15 protein-coding genes are annotated in these 20,170 nt (G+C 40.8%); 6 read left to right on the forward strand and 9 right to left on the reverse strand.

Annotated features, from left to right (window positions below; translation table 11 throughout):
- Positions 1-478 precede the first annotated feature (478 nt).
- From AC5JMK_RS19695 to AC5JMK_RS19725, 7 genes are all read right to left on the reverse strand, one after another.
- Positions 479-1,687 carry a 4-hydroxy-3-methylbut-2-enyl diphosphate reductase gene (locus AC5JMK_RS19695; protein ID WP_096673918.1) on the reverse strand — a complete coding sequence of 403 codons (1,209 nt, stop codon included), beginning with the start codon at positions 1,685-1,687 and terminating at the stop codon, positions 479-481.
- Positions 1,688-1,787: 100 nt separating this feature from the next.
- On the reverse strand, positions 1,788-2,615 hold the full coding sequence (locus tag AC5JMK_RS19700; protein ID WP_096673916.1) for an SGNH/GDSL hydrolase family protein: 828 nt from the start codon (positions 2,613-2,615) through the stop codon (positions 1,788-1,790).
- A 61-nt stretch (positions 2,616-2,676) separates the two neighbouring features.
- Entirely contained in the window at positions 2,677-4,083 is a 1,407-nt protein-coding gene (locus AC5JMK_RS19705) for an ammonium transporter (protein ID WP_096678712.1), read from the reverse strand.
- 242 nt (positions 4,084-4,325) lie between these two features.
- The gene (locus tag AC5JMK_RS19710) at positions 4,326-5,999 is read right to left on the reverse strand and encodes a sensor histidine kinase (RefSeq protein WP_096673914.1); all 1,674 of its coding nucleotides are present in this window, start codon (positions 5,997-5,999) and stop codon (positions 4,326-4,328) included.
- A gap of 250 nt (positions 6,000-6,249) precedes the next feature.
- Entirely contained in the window at positions 6,250-7,512 is a 1,263-nt protein-coding gene (metK, locus tag AC5JMK_RS19715) for a methionine adenosyltransferase (protein WP_096673911.1), read from the reverse strand.
- 149 nt (positions 7,513-7,661) lie between these two features.
- Entirely contained in the window at positions 7,662-8,666 is a 1,005-nt protein-coding gene (locus AC5JMK_RS19720) for a phosphoribulokinase (RefSeq protein ID WP_096673908.1), read from the reverse strand.
- A gap of 797 nt (positions 8,667-9,463) precedes the next feature.
- A complete protein-coding gene (locus tag AC5JMK_RS19725; protein WP_495910856.1) occupies positions 9,464-9,586 on the reverse strand; it encodes a hypothetical protein in 123 nt (40 codons plus the stop codon).
- Between the two features lie 254 nt (positions 9,587-9,840).
- Here AC5JMK_RS19725 and cpcD/petH point away from each other — a divergent pair, with 254 nt between their 5' ends.
- From cpcD/petH to AC5JMK_RS19740, 3 genes are all read left to right on the forward strand, one after another.
- On the forward strand, positions 9,841-11,124 hold the full coding sequence (cpcD/petH, locus tag AC5JMK_RS19730; protein ID WP_096673906.1) for a bifunctional rod-capping linker CpcD/ferredoxin--NADP reductase PetH: 1,284 nt from the start codon (positions 9,841-9,843) through the stop codon (positions 11,122-11,124).
- A 162-nt stretch (positions 11,125-11,286) separates the two neighbouring features.
- Entirely contained in the window at positions 11,287-12,594 is a 1,308-nt protein-coding gene (locus AC5JMK_RS19735; protein WP_495910885.1) for a homoserine dehydrogenase, read from the forward strand.
- Between the two features lie 59 nt (positions 12,595-12,653).
- Positions 12,654-13,646 (forward strand): S-layer homology domain-containing protein, encoded by a 993-nt coding sequence (locus AC5JMK_RS19740; protein ID WP_495910857.1) that lies wholly within the window; start codon positions 12,654-12,656, stop codon positions 13,644-13,646.
- Between the two features lie 180 nt (positions 13,647-13,826).
- Here the strand turns inward: AC5JMK_RS19740 and AC5JMK_RS19745 are convergent, their stop codons facing one another.
- Together AC5JMK_RS19745 and AC5JMK_RS19750 are read right to left on the reverse strand one after the other, a co-directional pair.
- Entirely contained in the window at positions 13,827-14,267 is a 441-nt protein-coding gene (locus AC5JMK_RS19745; protein ID WP_016860622.1) for a CAAD domain-containing protein, read from the reverse strand.
- 687 nt (positions 14,268-14,954) lie between these two features.
- Entirely contained in the window at positions 14,955-15,410 is a 456-nt protein-coding gene (locus AC5JMK_RS19750) for a pentapeptide repeat-containing protein (RefSeq protein ID WP_096673898.1), read from the reverse strand.
- Between the two features lie 888 nt (positions 15,411-16,298).
- Between AC5JMK_RS19750 and nrdJ the strand changes: the two genes are divergently transcribed.
- From nrdJ to rbp, 3 genes are all read left to right on the forward strand, one after another.
- A complete protein-coding gene (nrdJ, locus tag AC5JMK_RS19755; protein WP_495910858.1) occupies positions 16,299-18,602 on the forward strand; it encodes a ribonucleoside-triphosphate reductase, adenosylcobalamin-dependent in 2,304 nt (767 codons plus the stop codon).
- Between the two features lie 160 nt (positions 18,603-18,762).
- Complete coding sequence (locus AC5JMK_RS19760) at positions 18,763-18,981, forward strand: ssl0294 family protein (RefSeq protein ID WP_096673893.1); 219 nt, start codon at positions 18,763-18,765, stop codon at positions 18,979-18,981.
- A gap of 725 nt (positions 18,982-19,706) precedes the next feature.
- Positions 19,707-19,982 carry an RNA-binding regulator gene (gene rbp, locus AC5JMK_RS19765; protein ID WP_096673891.1) on the forward strand — a complete coding sequence of 92 codons (276 nt, stop codon included), beginning with the start codon at positions 19,707-19,709 and terminating at the stop codon, positions 19,980-19,982.
- The last annotated feature ends 188 nt before the right edge of the window (positions 19,983-20,170 follow it).

Below are 20,170 nucleotides of genomic sequence, written 5' to 3' on the forward strand. Positions count from 1 at the left end.
TACGTTGGCGCTTTCGCGTCTTTGTAAAGTTGCTGTCATTGTTCTTATGATTGCTATTACGTTATTTATGATGTTTGGGTGTTTTTTACCCTATGTTACACATCTTAAAGTGAATATTGCGGTTTGTAAAGTCTTTTCATAAATATCTACTTCTGGTATGATTTACGCGCCCAACTTGTATATATTTTTGAGGAGAATTCACTACACTTTCTGTTCCCCGTTCTCCGGATCAACTAAATACAGCCCTTTGCATCTAAATGGAATACACCCTGTGGGGACAAGTCCAATCCCTCACATCTAGCGGCATTTCAGTGACTTGATAAAATTGTGGTTACGTTCGCCCTTGGCGTTCTTGAAGGGTACCATGCCTTTGACATTAAGATTTTCTACTATGTTGAGAACCCCGACAACTCTTGCTAAGTCAGGGTTCTCGTCTCTCACAAATAATTTAGGAATGCTAGATGACTCAAAAACAAAATCAGGCGATCGCTACTGTTGCTTTTAATTCAAATATTTTTTCGATGACATCTTCTACTACCTTATCAGGTGTAGAAGCACCAGAAGTTACACCAATCACTATTTTGCCTTCAGGCAACCAGTTATTTGTGATTTCCAAATTACCATTTAATAATCGATGTTCAATGCGATCGCCAGATAAAATTCTATCAACACTATCAATATGGTAAGAAATGACTCCACGCTCAAAAGAAATTTGTTGCAATTGAGTAGTGTTTGATGAATTAAACCCACCAATCACAATCATTAAATCTAGTTTTTGTTCTACCAATTCCAAGATAGCATCTTGTCGCTCTTGAGTAGCATCACAGATCGTATTAAAGCTTTGGAAATGGTCATTTAAACTAGCTGGGCCATACTTCTGCATCATGGTATGCTCAAACAGCTTACCCAATTGCTCAGTTTCACTTTTGAGCATTGTAGTCTGGTTGGCAATGCCAATCATTTCTAAATCTTTATCTGGGTCAAATCCTGCTGAACAAGCTTTACTGAATTTAGCAATAAATTCTTCTCGGTTCCCACCATGCAAAATGTAGTTAGCGACGTATTCTGCTTCTTTTAGATTCAAAACAATGAGATATTTACCTGCAAAAGAACTAGTCGCAACTGTTTCTTCATGCTTATATTTGCCATGAATAATTGAGGTATATTCACGCTTTTTATGTTTTTCAACAGTATTCCAAACCTTTGATACCCAAGGACAAGTAGTATCAACTATTTTGCAGCCTTTATCGTTAAGTATCTGCATTTCTTGAACACTGGCACCAAAAGCAGGCAAGATCACAACATCACCAGTTTCCACAACCGAAAAATCTTTTTTCCCTGCTATGACTGGGATGAAGTCTACTTCCATTTCCTGCATTCGTTGGTTAACAGAAGGATTGTGAATAATTTCATTAGTAATCCAAATGCGTTCTTTAGGGAAATGTTTACGAGTTTCATAAGCCATTGCTACAGCACGTTCTACACCCCAACAAAAGCCAAAAGCTTGGGCTAGTCGGATTGTGACGTCTTCTCGGTTAATGGTATAATTATTATCCCGTATTTGCTGAATCAGTGGGCTTTGATATTCTGACTGTAACTGGGTGGCAACTTCTTCTTGATGACCAAATCCTTTACGATGATAGTTTTCAGAATGTTGAAGTGAACGTTTAAAAGCTTTAGTATCCATATGGTTTTTTCAACAAAAATCACTTTTTCACATTTTCTCTTACTGAGGCACTATTGAGGTGAGGAGTTGGAGAGATTGGGAAGTTCCCCATTTTCTTCTACTAGGGTTTATCAACTAAATCCATCTGACTATACAACTGTAAAGCAGAACTCCAGACTAAATAACCTTGAGGATTAAGATGTAAGCCATCAGTACTGAAATTGTGACGAAGATTACCTTGATTGTTGACAAATAGGGGATGCAAATTTAAATATTTGACGCCTTCTTTTGTCGCCATAGTTTGCAATTGCTGATTCAACTCAAGAATGCGACTATTTGGAATATTTAGCAATTTTTCTCGCCCTTCCCAAGTTGCTTCTTCTCCTGCGTGTGGTAATATCGATTGGATGACTATTTGTGTTTGGGGATGCACCCTACGTAGGTAACGCATGATTTGCCGATGATTGTTTAAAATTATCTCATCCTCATTGCCCTGGATTAAGTCATTAATACCAATCATTACAAAAATTGTTTCTGGTTGGGTGCGGTCAAATAGTTCTAATCTTTTTAATAATCCAGTGCTGTTTTCTCCAGAAATACCCTGATTTAGCCAATTCCTATTCTCAGGTAACAACTCAGGAGGAAACCACAGACTTAAAGAATCTCCAGCTAGTATGGTCAGATGAATTGGACGTTTTTCAGACGCGATTTTGGCTTCTTGCTTGAGAACATTTACCCATTGTTGATAATTGAGTTTATGACGATTACCCAATTCTGGTGTGGACTGGGATGAAGCATTTGCATTGACGTGATTTGGCAATATATTCGCTAAAAAAGCGGTGACACCCTGCTGTCGCCAAATTAGCAGGATGACCGCTACCAAGAGTACACCGTTAGTGATCAGCGATAAAATTGCCCAGGTAGGAGAAGTTTTTGCAGAAGTGGACACGATTCTGGAAAATATACCAAATCTTTAGTACCAGATTTTATCTGTACGCACTCCATGATGGCTACTTATCACTCACAGAAATGCGATCGCCAAATTCTTCGTTGTAACCTTCTTCTCCGTGTTCGTTGATATCTATACCTTGCATTTCTGCTACTTCTTTCACACGCAGACCCACTGTAGCATCAATTAGTTTGAGAATGACGAAGGTTCCCACACCAGCAAAAACGTAAGCGATCGCAATTGCTGCTAACTCGACTAATAATTCTTCTGGATTACCGTAGAGTAAACCATTTTTTCCTGCGGAGTTAACTGTGGTGGTCGCAAAGACTGCTGTCAAAATTGCACCTACTGTTCCACCCACGCCATGCACCGGGTAAGTATCGAGGGCGTCATCAATTTGTACTTTATGTTTGAAGCTAACAGCATAAAAGCAAACAAAAGCGGTGATACTACCAATTAAAATGGCTGCTAGTGGTGTGACAAAGCCTGCGGCGGGAGTAATACCCACTAAACCAGCAACAGCGCCTGTGGCTGCACCGACTGCGGTTGGTTTACCGCGCAAAACTTTTTCTAAAATTAACCAAGTTAATGCGGCGGCCGCGGCGGCGGTATTTGTGTTAACAAAGGCCACTGTTGCTAAACTACCTGAAGCAAGGGCGCTACCAGCATTGAAGCCAAACCAGCCAAACCACAACAAGCCAGCACCTAACAAAATGAAGGGAACGTTGTGAGGAGGACTAAGACGATCAGGGTAGGTTTTGCGAGGACCTAAGATGATCGCTGCAACTAAAGCAGAAACTCCAGAACTAATATGGACAACTGTACCACCTGCGAAGTCAAGAGCGCCCAAGCCCCCTGCTAAACCAATGAATCCGCCTTTACCCCAGACCATATGGGCTAGAGGAGAGTAAATAAAAGTAGACCACAATAGTACAAATAAACTATATGCAGTGAAGCTCATCCGTTCGGCGATCGCGCCAGAGATCAAAGCTGGGGTGATCATGGCAAACATGGCTTGGTAAATCATGAATGCTAGGTGAGGAATTGTTGGTGCATAAGAAACGAAATCGGCAGGATTTGATCCTTTGAGATAATCAGTTAATTCTGTGCCAACACCATTTAAACCCAGCCACTGTAAGCCACCAAGAAACGGATTTCCGGGCGAAAAAGCAAGGCTATAGCCCCACAGAACCCAAGTCACTCCCACAATCGCCATTGGTACGAAGCTCATCATCAACGTATTGAGAACGTTGTGAGAACGTACGAATCCACCATAAAAAAAGGCAAGTCCAGGAGTCATTAGCAATACTAAAGCTGCACAAATCAGCATAAATGCTGTATCAGCAGCAGTTTGAGCGTTAGAAATTGCTGCGTTCACATCAACGGGTGCAGCAACAGCATTGCCTATGAGCGGGCCTATAAGAAGCATTAGAGCGATCGCCCCAATCATGAAAATTTTCTTCAGCACTTGTTTATTATCCCTTTGCGCCAAAATCTTTCCATTACGTACATTTATTTGAGTAATTTTTAATACAGAAAACTGTATTGAAAATTACTCAAATTTAGTCCGTTTTGAGACATTCCTCAAAATATACTTCTTTTAGTAGTTGGCAAATCTTGAATTTTTAGCAGGTTATGCGTGTTTTAGAGTAATTTTTTAAATAAATTTTAAATAGCCATCACGAAGGGGAGCATCCCCTATCCCTATCCCTACCCATTAGCAACCATTGGTAAGCGTACGGTGAAAATCGACCCTATTCCCTGCTCACTCTTGACAAAAATTTCACCACCCATCATCAAACAAAAGTGACGGCTAATCGCTAACCCCAGTCCAGTTCCACCATATTTTTTCGTAGTTGAGGCGTCCCCTTGTGTAAAGGGTTGGAATAACTGCTGTTGTTGCTGTAAAGACATACCTATGCCTGTGTCAGTTACAGTAAAAATTATGATTTCGATGGGTTCTTCGTGAGGTCTGTAAACTTTTTCTCTTTTGACATTTAATACCACTTTGCCATTGGTAGTAAATTTCGCAGCATTACTGAGCAAGTTGTAAAGTACCTGCCTGAGCTTAGTCTGATCAGTGTGCATGATACCCAATTCTTGCTCATAATCTACTTCTAGGACGTTACCATTTTTTTCTACTAGCGGTTTTACTGTCAAAACAACACTATTGATTAATGTCATCAGGTCAAATGTCTCTGGGTAAAAAGTCATTTTCCCTGCTTCAATTTTTGATAAGTCTAGGATGTCGTTAATCAGTAACAAAAGATGCCTACCAGCAGAATTGATCGATTCCAAGTCACTAATAAACTCTCCTCCGAAGCTGCTATCAGCAGCATCATCTTGGAGTAGTTGACTCAATCCGATAATTGCATTTAATGGTGTACGTAGTTCGTGGCTAATATTTGCCAAAAATTGACTTTTGGCTTTGTTGGCTCCTTCTGCCAATTCTTTGGCATGTTCAAGTTCTTTCGTGTGTTTTGATACTTGTTCTATCAGACGATTCAGTGATTTTGCTAATAAACCTATTTCATCTTCAGTGGTAATTGGCGCTCGCAAGTCAAAATTTGATTTCCGTGCGACTTGTTCCGCGACTTGAGTGACGGTGATGACTGGTTCGGCGATCGCTCGCGAAGTACGCCAAGCCACAACAGCAGCTACTCCAACTGACAAGAGCATACTAGCTATGACTATTGATCTTTCAATTCCTTTAGACTGGCTGACATCATTTTTCATCCTCTCCTCTACTTGTTCGGCGCTTTGCAGGAGATCATTCAAATATTTGTATAGTTGATCTAGGCGCGAAGCTGTTTCACCGCGCATCACAGCTAGTAATTGATTCTGGACTGTGGATGCTTGCTGTTGTGATATTTGCTGGTTATTAATTGGTTCTAAAATAGACTCAATATCCTGAACGTAGGAGTCTAAATTAGTCGCGTAATTTTGTAATAAAGTCTGTAGAGAAGCTTCACTGGTTGCTAAGTTTCTAGGCTTGCTTTCCAGAAAAGCCATAATTTGATTTTCTATTTTTTTGGTTTTTTCAATATTTTCCAGAAATTTATCTCTTCTGTAGGCTAGGCTTTCTGGATTTTGCACGACAGCAGGCAAATTCGCACTCTGGATTTGTGCATCTGCGATCGCATCTTTGTAATTGACCAGCATTTGCGTCTGATAGTGGGCGTGATCTAATTCCTTGATTTGTTGTCCTCGGTAAAAGTTCGCAACAAATAATCCAGCAAGTGAACCAAAAAACCCAATCCCAATTGCCAGAAAGTAGCCATAGCCTATTTTTTGATGGATACGCCAAGAACTAGCTTTGAGTTTCCCTCGTGAGGGAAATTCGATAGTTGGCAGTTCATCGGTTGAGGGGTCGTTAGCTGACACTTTTGTTGTTTGTGAACTATTGTCAACAGCGGTTGGCTTATGAGTTTATATCCCTCAAATCTTCTTATCCATCCGCCAAAATTACCAAATCAGTTTAGGCATGAAATCACATCAGTGACTCTCACCTAATCTTATCTTCCTTTATAACAAGAACGAATATTCGCTCACTATTATAGTTAGTCTTACTAAAAATAAAGAGCTAGGAGCCATAGTTTTTACTTTTGGCTCCTAACTCTCGGTTTAACTGAAATTAAGCGATCGCAGCAGTTGAAGGTTGTTTGTTGAGTGATTGTTTCAACAATTCTGCCTTATCAGTACGCTCCCAAGGCAGATCTAAATCTGTCCGACCGAAGTGACCGTAAGCCGCGACGTCCTGATAAAAACGTCCGCCTCGTTCGCTTGGCAGGTTGCGTAAGTTAAAGGAATGGATAATCCCAGCTGGACGCAGTTCAAAATGATCTGTAATGAGTTGCAGCAAAGTTTCGTCATCAACTTTGCCAGTACCGAAGGTATCTACCAAAATGCTCACTGGTCGTGCTACACCAATGGCATAACTAAGCTGAACTTCGCACTTTTGTGCTAAACCGGCGGCTACAATATTTTTTGCCGCATAGCGACAAGCATAGGCAGCACTACGGTCTACTTTAGTGGGGTCTTTACCAGAAAAGGCTCCACCACCATGTCGGGAGTAACCACCGTAGGTATCAACAATGATTTTACGTCCAGTCAGACCAGAGTCTCCTTGTGGTCCACCAATGACAAATTTACCAGTGGGGTTAACTAAAAAGCGGGTATTCTCATCTGGCTTGACTTCTAAGTCGCCAAACACAGGTTCAACCACTGCTGACCACAGGTCTTTTTTGATTTTGGCTTGCACTTCTGCCTCATTGGTGATATCACCAATGGTAGGTGTGTGCTGTGTGGAAATCAGGATAGTATCGATACCTACAGGATGTCCGTCTTGGTAAGCAACAGTTACCTGAGTTTTACCATCAGGACGCAGGTAGGCTAATTGACCTGTCTTGCGGACTGCTGCTAGTCGGCGGGCAATACGATGAGAAAGGCTGATTGGCAAAGGCATCAGTTCTGGTGTTTCGTTACAAGCGAAACCGAACATAATACCTTGGTCGCCAGCACCAACTTTATCGAATTGTTCCTCGCTATCCTGGCGAGCTTCATGGGCAGTATTTACGCCTTGGGCAATATCGGGTGATTGCTCATCCAAAGCTACCAACACCGAGCAGCTGTTAGAGCAGAAGCCATTCACAGCATCGGTGTAGCCGATTTCCGCTATTTTATTACGAGCGACACTGACGTAATTAACACTTGCTTTACTAGTGATTTCACCAGTAATCAATACTAAACCAGTGTTAACAACGACTTCCGCAGCCACACGACTAGTCGGGTCTTGTGTGAGCAAGGTATCTAGAATTGCATCAGAAATCTGATCGCAGATTTTATCTGGATGACCTTCAGTCACTGACTCGGAGGTAAATAGATAGCGTTTAGACAAATTTAATTCCTCCTAAACAATTTGAGTTAGCCGATAAAATGACAACATTTAATCTAGCTGCTCAATCTGCAATCATAACAATATTTGTAGTTATAAAAAAAGGGACACCTCTTGGTATCCCTTAGATATTTGACACAACAACTGTTTTTTTAAACTTGAACGGCCATTTTGGCTTCCTTTGCTGTTAAACGCTCATAGGCAGCGCGCATTTTTAATCCTGTTAGCACTTGGAACAAACCTGTACCATTGTTGGAACCAGGATACTCACGGTGCTGGAGTAACAAGTGAGTCATCTCACCTTGATACTTGGTGGATGTTTTGCTGAGGTGAGTTTCGATGTAAATCACTTCTTCGAGATTGTCGAACTGACCATCTACCTCTAGAACAGAGACATAGCGACCGTAGTACACATCTGAACCATAGTACAGTTGCATACCAGGATAAGAACAACTCAGTTTGCGTCCACAGGGAGTCCACTGGATCGTGGAACCTTCATCGAACAGATAAACTGGTTCAAAGCCTTCTTTACCCTCACGTTGTAGCATCCGTACCCGCAGAACTTTACGCTCTTTATCTTCTTTGATCAGGTTGGTAGGTAATACCTGAAGAACTACATCAGCAAATTCTCTTTGTGGTTCAATGTACTTCTGAAAATCAGGTTTGCGAGAATTGATTTGAGCCAAAACATCTTCGTAACGATGACCACGTTCAGCCATGTCTCGCTGAATCTTCCAAGCAATTTTGACTTCATCACTGATATCAAAATAGACGCTGAAATCAATTAGCGATCGCACACGTTCATCATATAAAGGATGTAGCCCCTCAATCACTAAAATATGATTCGGCTCTATCAGTTCGGGTGGATCGATAGCACCAGTTTCGTGGTTATAAATTGGCTTCATGATTGATTGACCATCTTTGAGCGCTTTAATTTGCTCGTACATCAGGTCAAAATTATTGGCTCTAGGGTCAAGTGCGGTTATACCTGTTTCTTTACGCTGTTTGCGATCCAAACAATGATAGTCATCCAAACAGATGACTGTCATCAACTCCTCACCGAATAAATCTGTCAAACGACGCAAAAACGTAGATTTACCACATCCAGAGTCTCCGGCTACTCCAATTAGTACCACTCGTTCTGGTTTATTACTCATAGAATCTCCTCTAAATGCTAAAGATGAGTCAATCAATAATTTTTCACACCTACAAGACATGAAGCCAGGAGTTTACCCCTTTGGTTTATCTTGCGTTCTTGCTACTCAACAGCACAAATAAGAATATAACGGGTAAGCTTAACAGTAATAATTGTTACCCGTTTTTGTTGCCTAAGTTGTTACTGGTAAGTATTTAATCCTAGTGATATATTGGATTCTAACAGAAGGGGTTACTCTATACAAGGCTTACTAGCAGCAAGAAATTGCGTTTTTAGAATCATGGTTGTGAATATTTAGCAATCACAAAAATTTCCTAAACACTAGCTGTGCAGCTACTGAAGTTTAAGTCACAAGCCCAGAAATCATGGTTTGGGAATTTTTTCTTCCATATAGCAGCAAAGTGCTAGCTTTTAAGAGCGTTATGGTAAGGTCGGATTGCAGTTTATGACTCTGTTAATTCAAGTTTATAGGGTATGATCTGATTTTTAAAGTACTTTTTACCTTTTGTGAAGTACCTACACTCACCGCAAGCGGTGAGACTACTACCCTAATTAAGCTAAATTTTTATTAGACAACAAGCAAAACTCGATAATATTAAAAATTGTCAAACAGAGGTATTCTTCTTGGGCAAGTCATATCACTGCCAAGCTCGCTCTGTGGCGGTGATATGAACTACAGACAGGGACTGTGGTAAAATGCCAATAGTTCACCGAAATGCCTGTAGTCGTAAAAACCAAGCGACATAATTGGGTAAGAAAGTAAACAAAGTATTACAGTACCGTGGGACACACGGGATTTTAAGCCTGTGGAGAGTGAGTAAGGCTAGTAGTGCTTGCACTAAAAGCATCGCTCGTTGAATCAGGAATCTTCAGCCAAGCTTGCGCTTTGGCGGTGAGAATGTCAAGTTGTAGCGATGCCATATCACGAAAAAAAGATTAAATTGACTCATTATTAACATTCTCCAAAGAACTTATCCTCTACCTTAGAAGGTGAACAGGTGTGACTTTTTCCATGCCTTAGTATCTTTGGTGAGTGTACGTAAAAAGGCATTGGCTGATGCTGCTTTTCCAAGTGTTAGTTTTTCATAACCAAAATTTGGTAATGGAGAACTGTGTCTGTGGTGAAAGGGTTTTTTGTGAGAAAAGGTTAAGTAAATATCGGAGTGGTAGAACGAATGTACTACAGAGGTACTGTTGAAGGAGCTGCCAACACAGAATCAGGTAGCCGTGTTTTCGTTTACGAAGTAGTTGGTTTGCGTCAGAGCGAAGAAACTGATCAGACGAACTATCAAATTCGTAACAGTGGCAGTGTGTTCATCAAAGTGCCTTACAGCCGCATGAATCAGGAAATGCGACGTATCACTCGCCTGGGCGGCAGAATTGTTAGCATACAACCAGTGAGTGTTTTACAGCAAACCAATGGTAAAGCCACATCTGCTGAATCTGCTTACGAAGGAAATGGTAATGCCACACCTGTCAATGCTGAATCACCAGTCCAGCAACAGCCCCAGAAGAATGAGACGAAAGGCAAGACCATGACTCAAGCGAAAGCTAAAAAAGATGCCCACGCTGACGTTCCTGTCAATATTTACCGTCCTAATGCACCTTACATTGGTAAATGCATTTCCAATGAAGCATTAGTAGGAGAAAACGGTATTGGTATTGTTCAGCATCTCAAGTTTGACCTCTCTGGCGGAAATTTGCGTTATATAGAAGGTCAAAGTATCGGTATTATTCCGCCAGGAGTAGACAAGAATGGCAAACCAGAAAAATTGAGACTGTACTCGATCGCCTCGACTCGTCACGGCGATGATGTGGATGACAAAACTGTATCGCTGTGCGTTCGTCAATTGGAGTACAAGCATCCAGAAAGTGGCGAAACAGTCTACGGTGTCTGCTCTACTTACCTATGTAACCTCAAGCCTGGAGATGATGTGAAAATCACAGGCCCAGTGGGTAAGGAAATGTTACTACCCGCAGATGAAGATGCCAATGTAATTATGATGGCGACAGGGACAGGTATTGCGCCCATGCGTGCCTATCTGTGGCGGATGTTCAAGGATACCGAAAAAGCTGCTAATCCAGAATACCAGTTCAAAGGTTTCTCATGGCTGATTTTTGGTGTTCCCACAACTCCAAATATTCTTTATAAAGAAGAACTGCAAGAAATGCAAGCGAAGTATCCTGATAACTTCCGCTTGACATGCGCCATTAGCCGTGAACAGAAAAACCCCCAAGGCGGCAGAATGTACATTCAAGACCGCGTTGCTGAACATGCAGATGAACTGTGGAGTTTGATTAAGAACGAGAAAACCCACACCTACATTTGCGGTTTGCGTGGTATGGAAGATGGCATTGATGCAGCCCTTTCAGCAGCAGCAGCGAAAGAGGGTGTTACTTGGAGCGACTACCAGAAAGAAATCAAGAAAGCTGGTCGCTGGCACGTTGAAACATATTAATTTTAGTCATTAGTCATTGGTCATTAGTTATTTAGTGACAAAGAACAAATGACATAGACGCGCAAGCGGCTTCTGGTAGAGTAGGACAATTGACCAACAATAATTGTAGGGTGGGCAATGCTCACCCTACAATTATTGTTGGTGAAATTTGGTATAAGATTCGTGGGTGTAAAGCTGGGAATACTAGGTTTGGGTACGGTAGGCACGGGTACGGTGCAACTTTTGCAAGATAGTGCCGGGCGTCATCCTTTGTTGCGAGATGTAGAAATATATCGGGTAGGAGTGCGATCGCTTGACAAACCCCGCGCGGTCAAAATCCCAGATGCTGTATTAACAACAGATTTGGAAGCAATTGTCAATGATCCGCAGGTAGATATCGTCGTCGAAGTCATTGGTGGACTCGAACCAGCGCGATCGCTAATTCTCAAAGCCATTGAAAATGGCAAACACGTTGTGAGTGCTAACAAAGCGGTAATTTCTCGTTTTGGAGATGAAATATTTACTGCTGCCAATCAAGCTGGTGTTTATGTCATGCTAGAGGCTGCTGTTGGTGGTGGTATCCCAGTGATTCAACCCCTCAAGCAATCTTTAAGCGTTAACCGGATTCATACTGTTACAGGCATTGTCAACGGTACGACCAACTATATCCTGACGCGGATGCAAACTGAAGGCAGCAGTTTTAATGATGTCTTAGCTGATGCTCAAAAATTGGGTTATGCAGAAGCTGATCCTAGCGCTGATGTTGATGGCTTGGATGCCGCAGACAAAATTGCTATTCTGGCTTCATTAGCCTTTGGTGGACGCATCAAACTGCAAAATGTCTATTGTGAAGGTATTCGCCAAGTCAGCAAAACAGATATCGCCTATGCCGATAAATTGGGGTTTGTCATTAAACTACTGGCGATTGCCAAAAGAGTTAATCTTCCTTCCATTACCCCATCACCCCATCTTCCCATCTCCGTCAGAGTTCACCCCACCCTAGTTCCTAAGACACATCCCCTAGCCAGCATCAACGGTGTTTATAATGCCATCCTTGTCGAAGGAGAACCAATTGGACAGGTAATGTTTTTTGGGCCAGGTGCGGGTGCAGGTGCGACTGCTAGTGCTGTTTCATCTGACATTTTAAATTTAGTAGCAGTACTGCAAGCCAGTACAACCACACCCAATCCTCTATTGACTTGTGGGCATCAAGACTACTGCGAAATTACGCCATCAGAAGAACTTATTAGCAGATTCTATAGCCGTTTTATCACAAAAGATCAACCAGGAGTAATTGGTAAATTAGGCACTTGCTTTGGTAAATACGGTGTCAGCTTAGAATCAGTTGTTCAAACAGGCTTTCAGGGAGAACTAGCAGAAATTGTTGTTGTTACCCACGATGTCCGAGAAGGAGATTTTCGACAAGCTTTGGCAGAAATTCAGACCTTAGAAGCAATAGACAGCATTCCCAGTTTGTTACGAGTTTTATGAGAAACTTTGTTAGTGGTTATAAAGACCAACCAACAACCAAGCATTAAGGATAATTACCGATGACAGACACGCCTCCCGATCCTAAGTCATCTCAAACTAATGCCCTCGGCTTTGATGAATTTATTGGCATTCTTGTTGCCTTTGCTACTGTCGGGGCAATTTTGTTTTGGTCATTTTCCCGTAAGGAGTCTGGGTGGAACTTCAACAGCTTGCTGCTACCTGACTCTGGTTCGGTTGCTTCTCCCAATACTCTACCTAAGCAAACTGCTCCTAATGTCGAATCTCGCCAACAACTGTCTACATCTGTTGAGGATAAGTTACCTGTAGTCACACCAGAACCTAGTGTTAACTTTACGACTTTACCTCAACAACAAGCACCTTCACTACCTTTTACTATCAACAAAACCATACCACTAGTAATTCCTGAGCAGAAGTCAACTATTCCGCCGCCGATCACATTTACTGATGTACCTGGCGACTTTTGGGCGCGTCGTTTTATTGATGCGCTTTCTTCTCGGAATATCATCAAGGGCTATCAAGATTACACCTTTAGACCAAATCAGCCTGTAACTCGCGCTGAGTTTGCTGCGATCGTAGAACAAGCATTTGGCAAAGAAGTTGGTAAAACCAAGAGTACAATCGCTTTTAAGGATATACCATCTCAGTTTTGGGCAAACTCAGCTATCGACCAAGCTATTAGTATAGGGTTCTTGAAAGGCTACCCTAACAAAGTTTTTAGACCACAACAAAGAATTCCACGAGTACAGGTATTGGTTGCCCTTACTAGTGGTATGAATTTAAATGTTCCTGATTCCCCAACTCAAATTTTAAGTTTTTACAGGGATGCAAAAGTAATTCCTAACTATGCTACCAACAAGATAGCAGCGGCCACAGTCAATGATCTTGTGATCAACTACCCCAACACCAAAACGCTGAATCCAAATAAAGAAGCTACCCGTGCTGAGGTAGCTGCTATGGTTTATCAAGCTTTGGTGCGAACGGGAAGGCTAAACGCAATTGAATCTGAATATATTGTCAAAGCGCCTAATTAAATGTGATTACACAAGTGGTCAAGTGTTGCGAAGAATCTACTTGACCACTTGGGAGGAGGCGAGGTCCAGCAGCAATTCGTGGCGTACCAATAGTGCGATCAAGTAGCGTCTCCCTTTTGGGAGAATCGTCTCTAGCGGGCGCTGCTGCGCCATCGCGCTTGGGTACTGAATTACTCAGTTTTAGGCGTCTTTACCGACTACTTGTGATTTGAGAGTTGCAATTTCACTAGTTAACTCTTCCCTGGTAGAGGCTTTGAGTAAATAACGGTAGATAAACCATGCAGAGTAACCAATACCAATTAATTCAAAGGTCGGTGCTACTAAAGGAATATCATTTAAAGCATCCAAAATTGCTAAGACAACTTTAACAGCGACAATTGCTCCCACAATTAAACCAATTGTAACCAGGGGCTGTTTGTATTTGTTAAAGAAGGTTCCCAAGTATTCAGGTAATGTCGCTAAAAAGCTAGAAGCGACTTCTCCATACTTCAACCATTGGTCTTGAGTTTGCGCAGTAGGCTGGATTTTAGTAATGGTTCCTGTTTGGTTGTTCATTTCTGGCACTATTGCCTCTGGAGACTTTGTTTCTACTACTTCCGGTTCTTGCATTTCCGCTCCCATGATTGTGACAGTTGAGTTACTTTTATCGGGACAATTACAACCAAAAGGCTGTTGAGTCGGCGATGCACTAACACATCACTTTACACATATAGACATGTGCCTTGAACCAAAGTTCAAGTTTTGGTCTTACCAGTTTTGCCCATCTAGTGGACTAACATTGAGACAGGTAAGCTGCTTATGATCGTACTCATTCAAGTACAAATCATGCACCAATAAGTTCATCCCTTATTTATACAAGTCTAAATGCCGATTTTACCTGATATTTAGGCAATCTTAAGCTGTTATTCTCAATGTTGATAGTAGAATTAATATGAATACTTAATAAAACTTTTTATGTATTCACATAGTCTAGACTTTTATAATTATTTGTGGTAAATCATGGCTGTACATGCATATAAAAAAGCTAAAGTAGCTAGCTAGTACCTCCAAAATTTAATGTGAGTTCAACCAAGTATCTATTTTTACCATAAGCACGCGACTTAAGTGCGTGCTAGCTAATAGCGAAAACCCACTGTAAGTGGGTTCAAATGCTTCATAACTTATGCAAAAATTTTATTCTCAAAAATCTTCAAATCATTGGGCGCGTTTTAGCAAAACGCCTAACGCACCGACAATAACATCAGATAATGTGTTAATTAAGTAATGCACCCTACTAAAATATTGAAGAATTTATTTTCTGGTATTCCTTTAGTCCCAATCAGGAATATCCGCGCTGTCACCACCAATGCCGATCCCTGTATTGTATATCTCAGCGTTAGTGATATTAAGGTTATTCATTGATGCGCCATGGACATTAGAATCTAAAATTGTAGCACTGGTAAAATTGACGCCGTTGAGATTGGCATTTTTGAAATTAACATTGGTTGCAAAAGCTGACTCTAAGTTTGCACCTGCCAAGTTTGCACCCGTAAGATCAGCACCTTCAAGATTTGCTCCTTCCAAGTTAGCCCCTTGAAGATTTGCGCCTCTTAAGTCAGCACCAATTAAATGAGAACCACTGAGGTTTGCTCCTGATAGATTGCACTGTATACATTCCCCAGTTGATAACAGCTTTTGTACTTGCTGCGGATTGTTGGCGCTAACTGCACCAGTAAAGAACAGGGGAGCTGCTAAGGTTAAAGCTGCCAATATTTTAGTTTTCATATTTCCCCCTTTAAATTTCAACGTGCTTCCGTTCTTTTCCTCACGATCTAATTATCTCACTAAACAAGTTGTAAAAATGTATTTGTTTCATCAACTGTTTGCGATCGCACTTCGATTCAGACAAGTGCATAAATACTAGCGACCATCAGATAATTAATCATTTCTGGTCATAGTATATGTCTAACGAATGGCATCTGACAAATGTCTATTGTCAGAGTCTGCACATACTTTATTTTCTCACTCTTGGCAGAAGAGGGATTATATATCTTTTCTTTTATCTATTCCATTAGAAATAGATAATGAATTACATAGAATTATTTCAATTTCTCAAAAAATAATTTTTTGCTTAAATGTTACTCAAAATTAAATTTTCTCTGAACCAAGTCAATCGATTTTGGATTTTGGATTTTGGATTTTGGATTTTGGATTTTAGAAAATGGAATTGACCCCACAGATAAATCTGCTTGCTCTGTACCCTGCTCGGAATAATCGGTCAAAAATACTGCTATATTAAATATCAATCATCTTGAACATCTTTAAATTAGCTACTCAGTATTATTATTTTATGTTCGAGATTGAAGTACTAAGAAAAATATCTTTATTAATCAAATATATTTTGCTAAGTATTATTTAGGATTTTATAGCATTCCTAAATCCTTCGTAAAAGACAATATCCCCGACTTTTCCTGCGAAGTCGGGGATCTAAGCTCTGCTATTCTCACAAATCATATAGTATTACTATATATCTAAGACGCAATTAAGCTTACAAGATTGATAGGTAGTTGTAGATATAAACTTACCGCAAATCGATACTTTTTTCAAGCTTTGACCGTTGAGACTAGTTAACGTATAGTCATAATCTGATGAGAGATCAACAAGGCTTGATTTATGGTTCGAGAGCTTGAACGAAAACGCCAGAGTGCAAACTTTCCAGAAACAGCCCCAGCTGCTAATCCGGTGTTTTTTAGAACTTACAGCCGTCGTCAAGAGGCACAAACAAGAGAGACATGGGAACAGGTGTGCGATCGCACCTTGGGAGGTTTAATCAGTTTAGGGAAATTGCAACCACACGAGGCTGACATTCTCGAACGGATGCAGCGTAACTTGAAAGCTTTACCCAGTGGGCGCTGGCTGTGGGTTGGTGGTACAGACTGGATAGCCAAGCCACAGAATTTTTCTGGGGCTTACAACTGCACTTCTACCAACCTCCAAGACTGGAGTGCTTTTGGTTTGATGATGGATTTAGCAATGATGGGTTGTGGTACTGGAGCAGTTTTAGAACCAAAATACATTAACAAATTGCCGCCAATTCGTAATCTTTTAAATGTAACTGTACAGGGAGAAATTGGTTTTACTCCCCGTCTAGAACGACGTGAGTTGACAGAAGTCAAAATAGATAGAGATGCTAACCGCGTTACCATCTATGTAGGAGACAGCCGTCAAGGTTGGGTGCAATCATATCAAAGTTTACTGGAACTCTCTACAGATGAAAGATTGACTCAAGAAGTTCAAGTAATTGTTGATATCAGTGATGTACGTCAAGCTGGAGAAGTTCTTAACGGCTTTGGAGGAGTAGCCAATCCTGTAAAATTGCCTGGACTTTACCAGCGCTGCGCTTCTATCCTCAACAAAGCAGTCGGGCGTAGATTGAATTCTGTAGAATGCTGCTTGTTAATTGATGAAGCGGCTGTGACAATTGTTGCTGGGAATATCCGAAGATCAGCTGGGATGAGGCAAGGCAACAATGATGATAATTTATTTGCGGATGCGAAAGCAAACCTTTGGCAGCAGGATGAAAACGGCAACTGGCGTATCGATCCAGAACGCGATTCACTGCGAATGGCAAACCATACCAGAGTTTTTCACCGTAAGCCGACATTAGAAGAATGTGTTGATGCTGTTCGCAAACAATACTACAGTGGTGAAGGTGCAATTCAATGGGCTGGTGAAGCTGTAGCTAGAGCAAACTTTGATTTACTGTCTACCACCAGCTTGAAAACTGAATTTTTGCAAGCTTATCAACAAGGTAATGCCAAACAGTGGTTGCAGGAACACTATCCCAATCTTGATGCTTGTGAGCTAGAACATCGTTTGGCTCGATTTGCCTTGAATCCGTGTGGTGAAATTATTGGTAGTGACTTCCACTGTAATTTATCAGAAATCCATCTCAATCAAATTGATCCATTTAACTATAAAGAACAGGAAGAAGCCTTCACCGCAGGCGCATTATCTGTAGCCGCCCTTTTGCATCACAAATTCCAAGAGCCACGCTATCAATATAGCCGTGAACTTGACCCGATTGTCGGTGTTTCTTTCACTGGTTTATTTGATTTCTTTGTTCATGCTTTTGGGGTTAATTGGTTACATTGGTGGGCTGAAGAAAGACCAAACACTGCTCAAGGATTGGCGTTTAAGCGTGAAGAAGAAAAATACTTGAGTACGTGGAAAGATATTGTGCATCGGGTAGTTTGGGATTATTGCTCAAAGCACAATCTGAAACGTCCAAATCGTTGCACTACTGTTCAGCCTAGCGGTACGAAATCTTTGTTGACTAGTGCTTCTCCAGGATGGCACCCCCCTAAAGCTCAAAGATTTATTCGCAGAATCACTTTCCGTAAAAATGACCCAGTAGCTTTAGCATGTGTTGATTATGGTTACAATATTATACCTTCTCAATCTGATAAAGATGAACAGGGCAATTTATTAAATGACCCCTTTGATTCTAGAGTTAGTGAGTGGTTGGTGGAAATTCCTGTGGCTGTTCCTTGGGCTGATTTATTAGGTGCTGATCAAATTGACATTAGTCAATTTAGCGCTTTATCTCAGATGGACTTCTATATGCAAGTACAGAAATTTTATGTGACGCATAACACATCTGCTACAATTGAACTGCGAGAGCAAGAAATAGAAACTTTGGGAAGTCGTATATACGAAACTATTCGTGATGATGAAGGTTATATCAGTGCAGCTCTTTTAGCACGATTTGACGATCATCAAACTTTTCCACGTTTGCCCTTTGAACCAATTACAAAGGAGCAGTACGATAAACTTATGCAAGAAGTCATATTACGTCGTAAAACGAATGATTTTCACACAGCATTGAGTCGTTATGATTTCGGTGAATTAATGGAAGTTGGACCCGCAGGTTGTGATTCAGATAAATGTATGATGCCTGAAGAAAATCCTAATTAATTAGTTAACCTAGAAATTAGGAAGAAGGAATAATTTAGATTGATTTTCTTCTTCCTACTTTATTTGAGGACTACTTTCTAACGAACTTCCTCGCACACGCTACGATGAATAAAATTCACAAATTTTGAGACTAATGCAGGTAATTTAGGGGACTATAATTATGTTTTTGGATGAACTGACGCCTATTTTTCAACAATTTACCCAGCACCCTGTATCATTTATGGGTGGTTTCTTCTCTGGGTTACTGCGATTAAATCTTGCTGACGAGCCTGTTAGAAGCTGGCTGGATCAACAAACTGGCTCAAATATTCATACAGCTTCTACCGCTGAACAAACGAATGGTAGGTCAAGTGGTCCTCAATCAATAGCTATTGAATGAACAAAACAATCATTGGTCATTGGTCATTAGTTATTTAGTTATCAGAGGTTATTTATAAAGTAAAAATAAAATTACTGTAGGAGAGCCAGTGCGCTGTTGGAACCCTCAAGATCGCACTGGCTCTTTGATATGCGTCTTAACCCGTCTACTGGCTACTCTGACTTGAAAATGATTGTGGGGGTGTAAGAAGAGTCATATTTTTATTCACCCTGGTGTATGCAGTTCAGTCAGGGCTACTAAAGATTTACTTTATAAGTAATCTCTGAATACATTTCTTTGACTAACTTTTTCAGCTTCATAGACTTGTGCTATTAGCTAAGGGTTAAAACCCTTAGCAGTATATTGAAAAAATTGGGATGCTCCCCGTAGCAATTCTGGTAGAGAGAACATGTATTCGCAAAGGTTGTTTTTTGTTTCAATCAACGCACTCCTAAAGTGGCAAATTTCGCATCTGCACAAATAGGTATATTTGATGTAAGTAGCATGGAGAAACTTTTAAAAAACTCACTTTAACATCAGCAAAACCCCACATATAAGAGAGACTGATTTGAAGTTAAAGATGTTTGTAAAATCTCATACTTTAAAAAATGTCAACATCGGTTATCATATGAGCGTACGCGAAAAATTCAGCCTAAATGTTAGACCAGACGAAATCATTTTCGTTTCTTGTTAACTTTACTTTTGAGCTGAATTTATCGCCTCGAGTTGAGACTTACGTGATCCAAATGACTATTTACGTTGGAAATCTCTCCTACAGCGCTACCGAAGACGATTTGAAAGCTGTTTTTGCCGAATATGGCCAGGTTAAAAGAGTTGTGTTACCGACCGACCGCGATACGGGTAGACTGCGCGGGTTTGCTTTTGTTGAAATGGATGATGATGCCCAAGAGGATACAGCGATTACAGAATTAGATGGCGCTGAATGGATGGGCCGTCAACTCAAAGTCAACAAGGCAAGACCAAGGGAGGATAACCGACGAGGTAGTTGGGCGAAAAGGTAATATATATCTTATCTTTTAAAACTGACGAAAGACAATAATAGCAAATTCCTTTCTTTTTAGGCAAGGTATTTAAGTTACGGTAAGTAACCACAAAGCAGTGAATCGACCTAAAACTAAATAGCAGCTAAATAGCCAGCTAGTTGTGACTTATAAAAAAGTTAGCGACTAGTTGGTTATTGCTGTTTTAT

It is taken from the genome of Pelatocladus sp. (genome assembly GCF_059505505.1).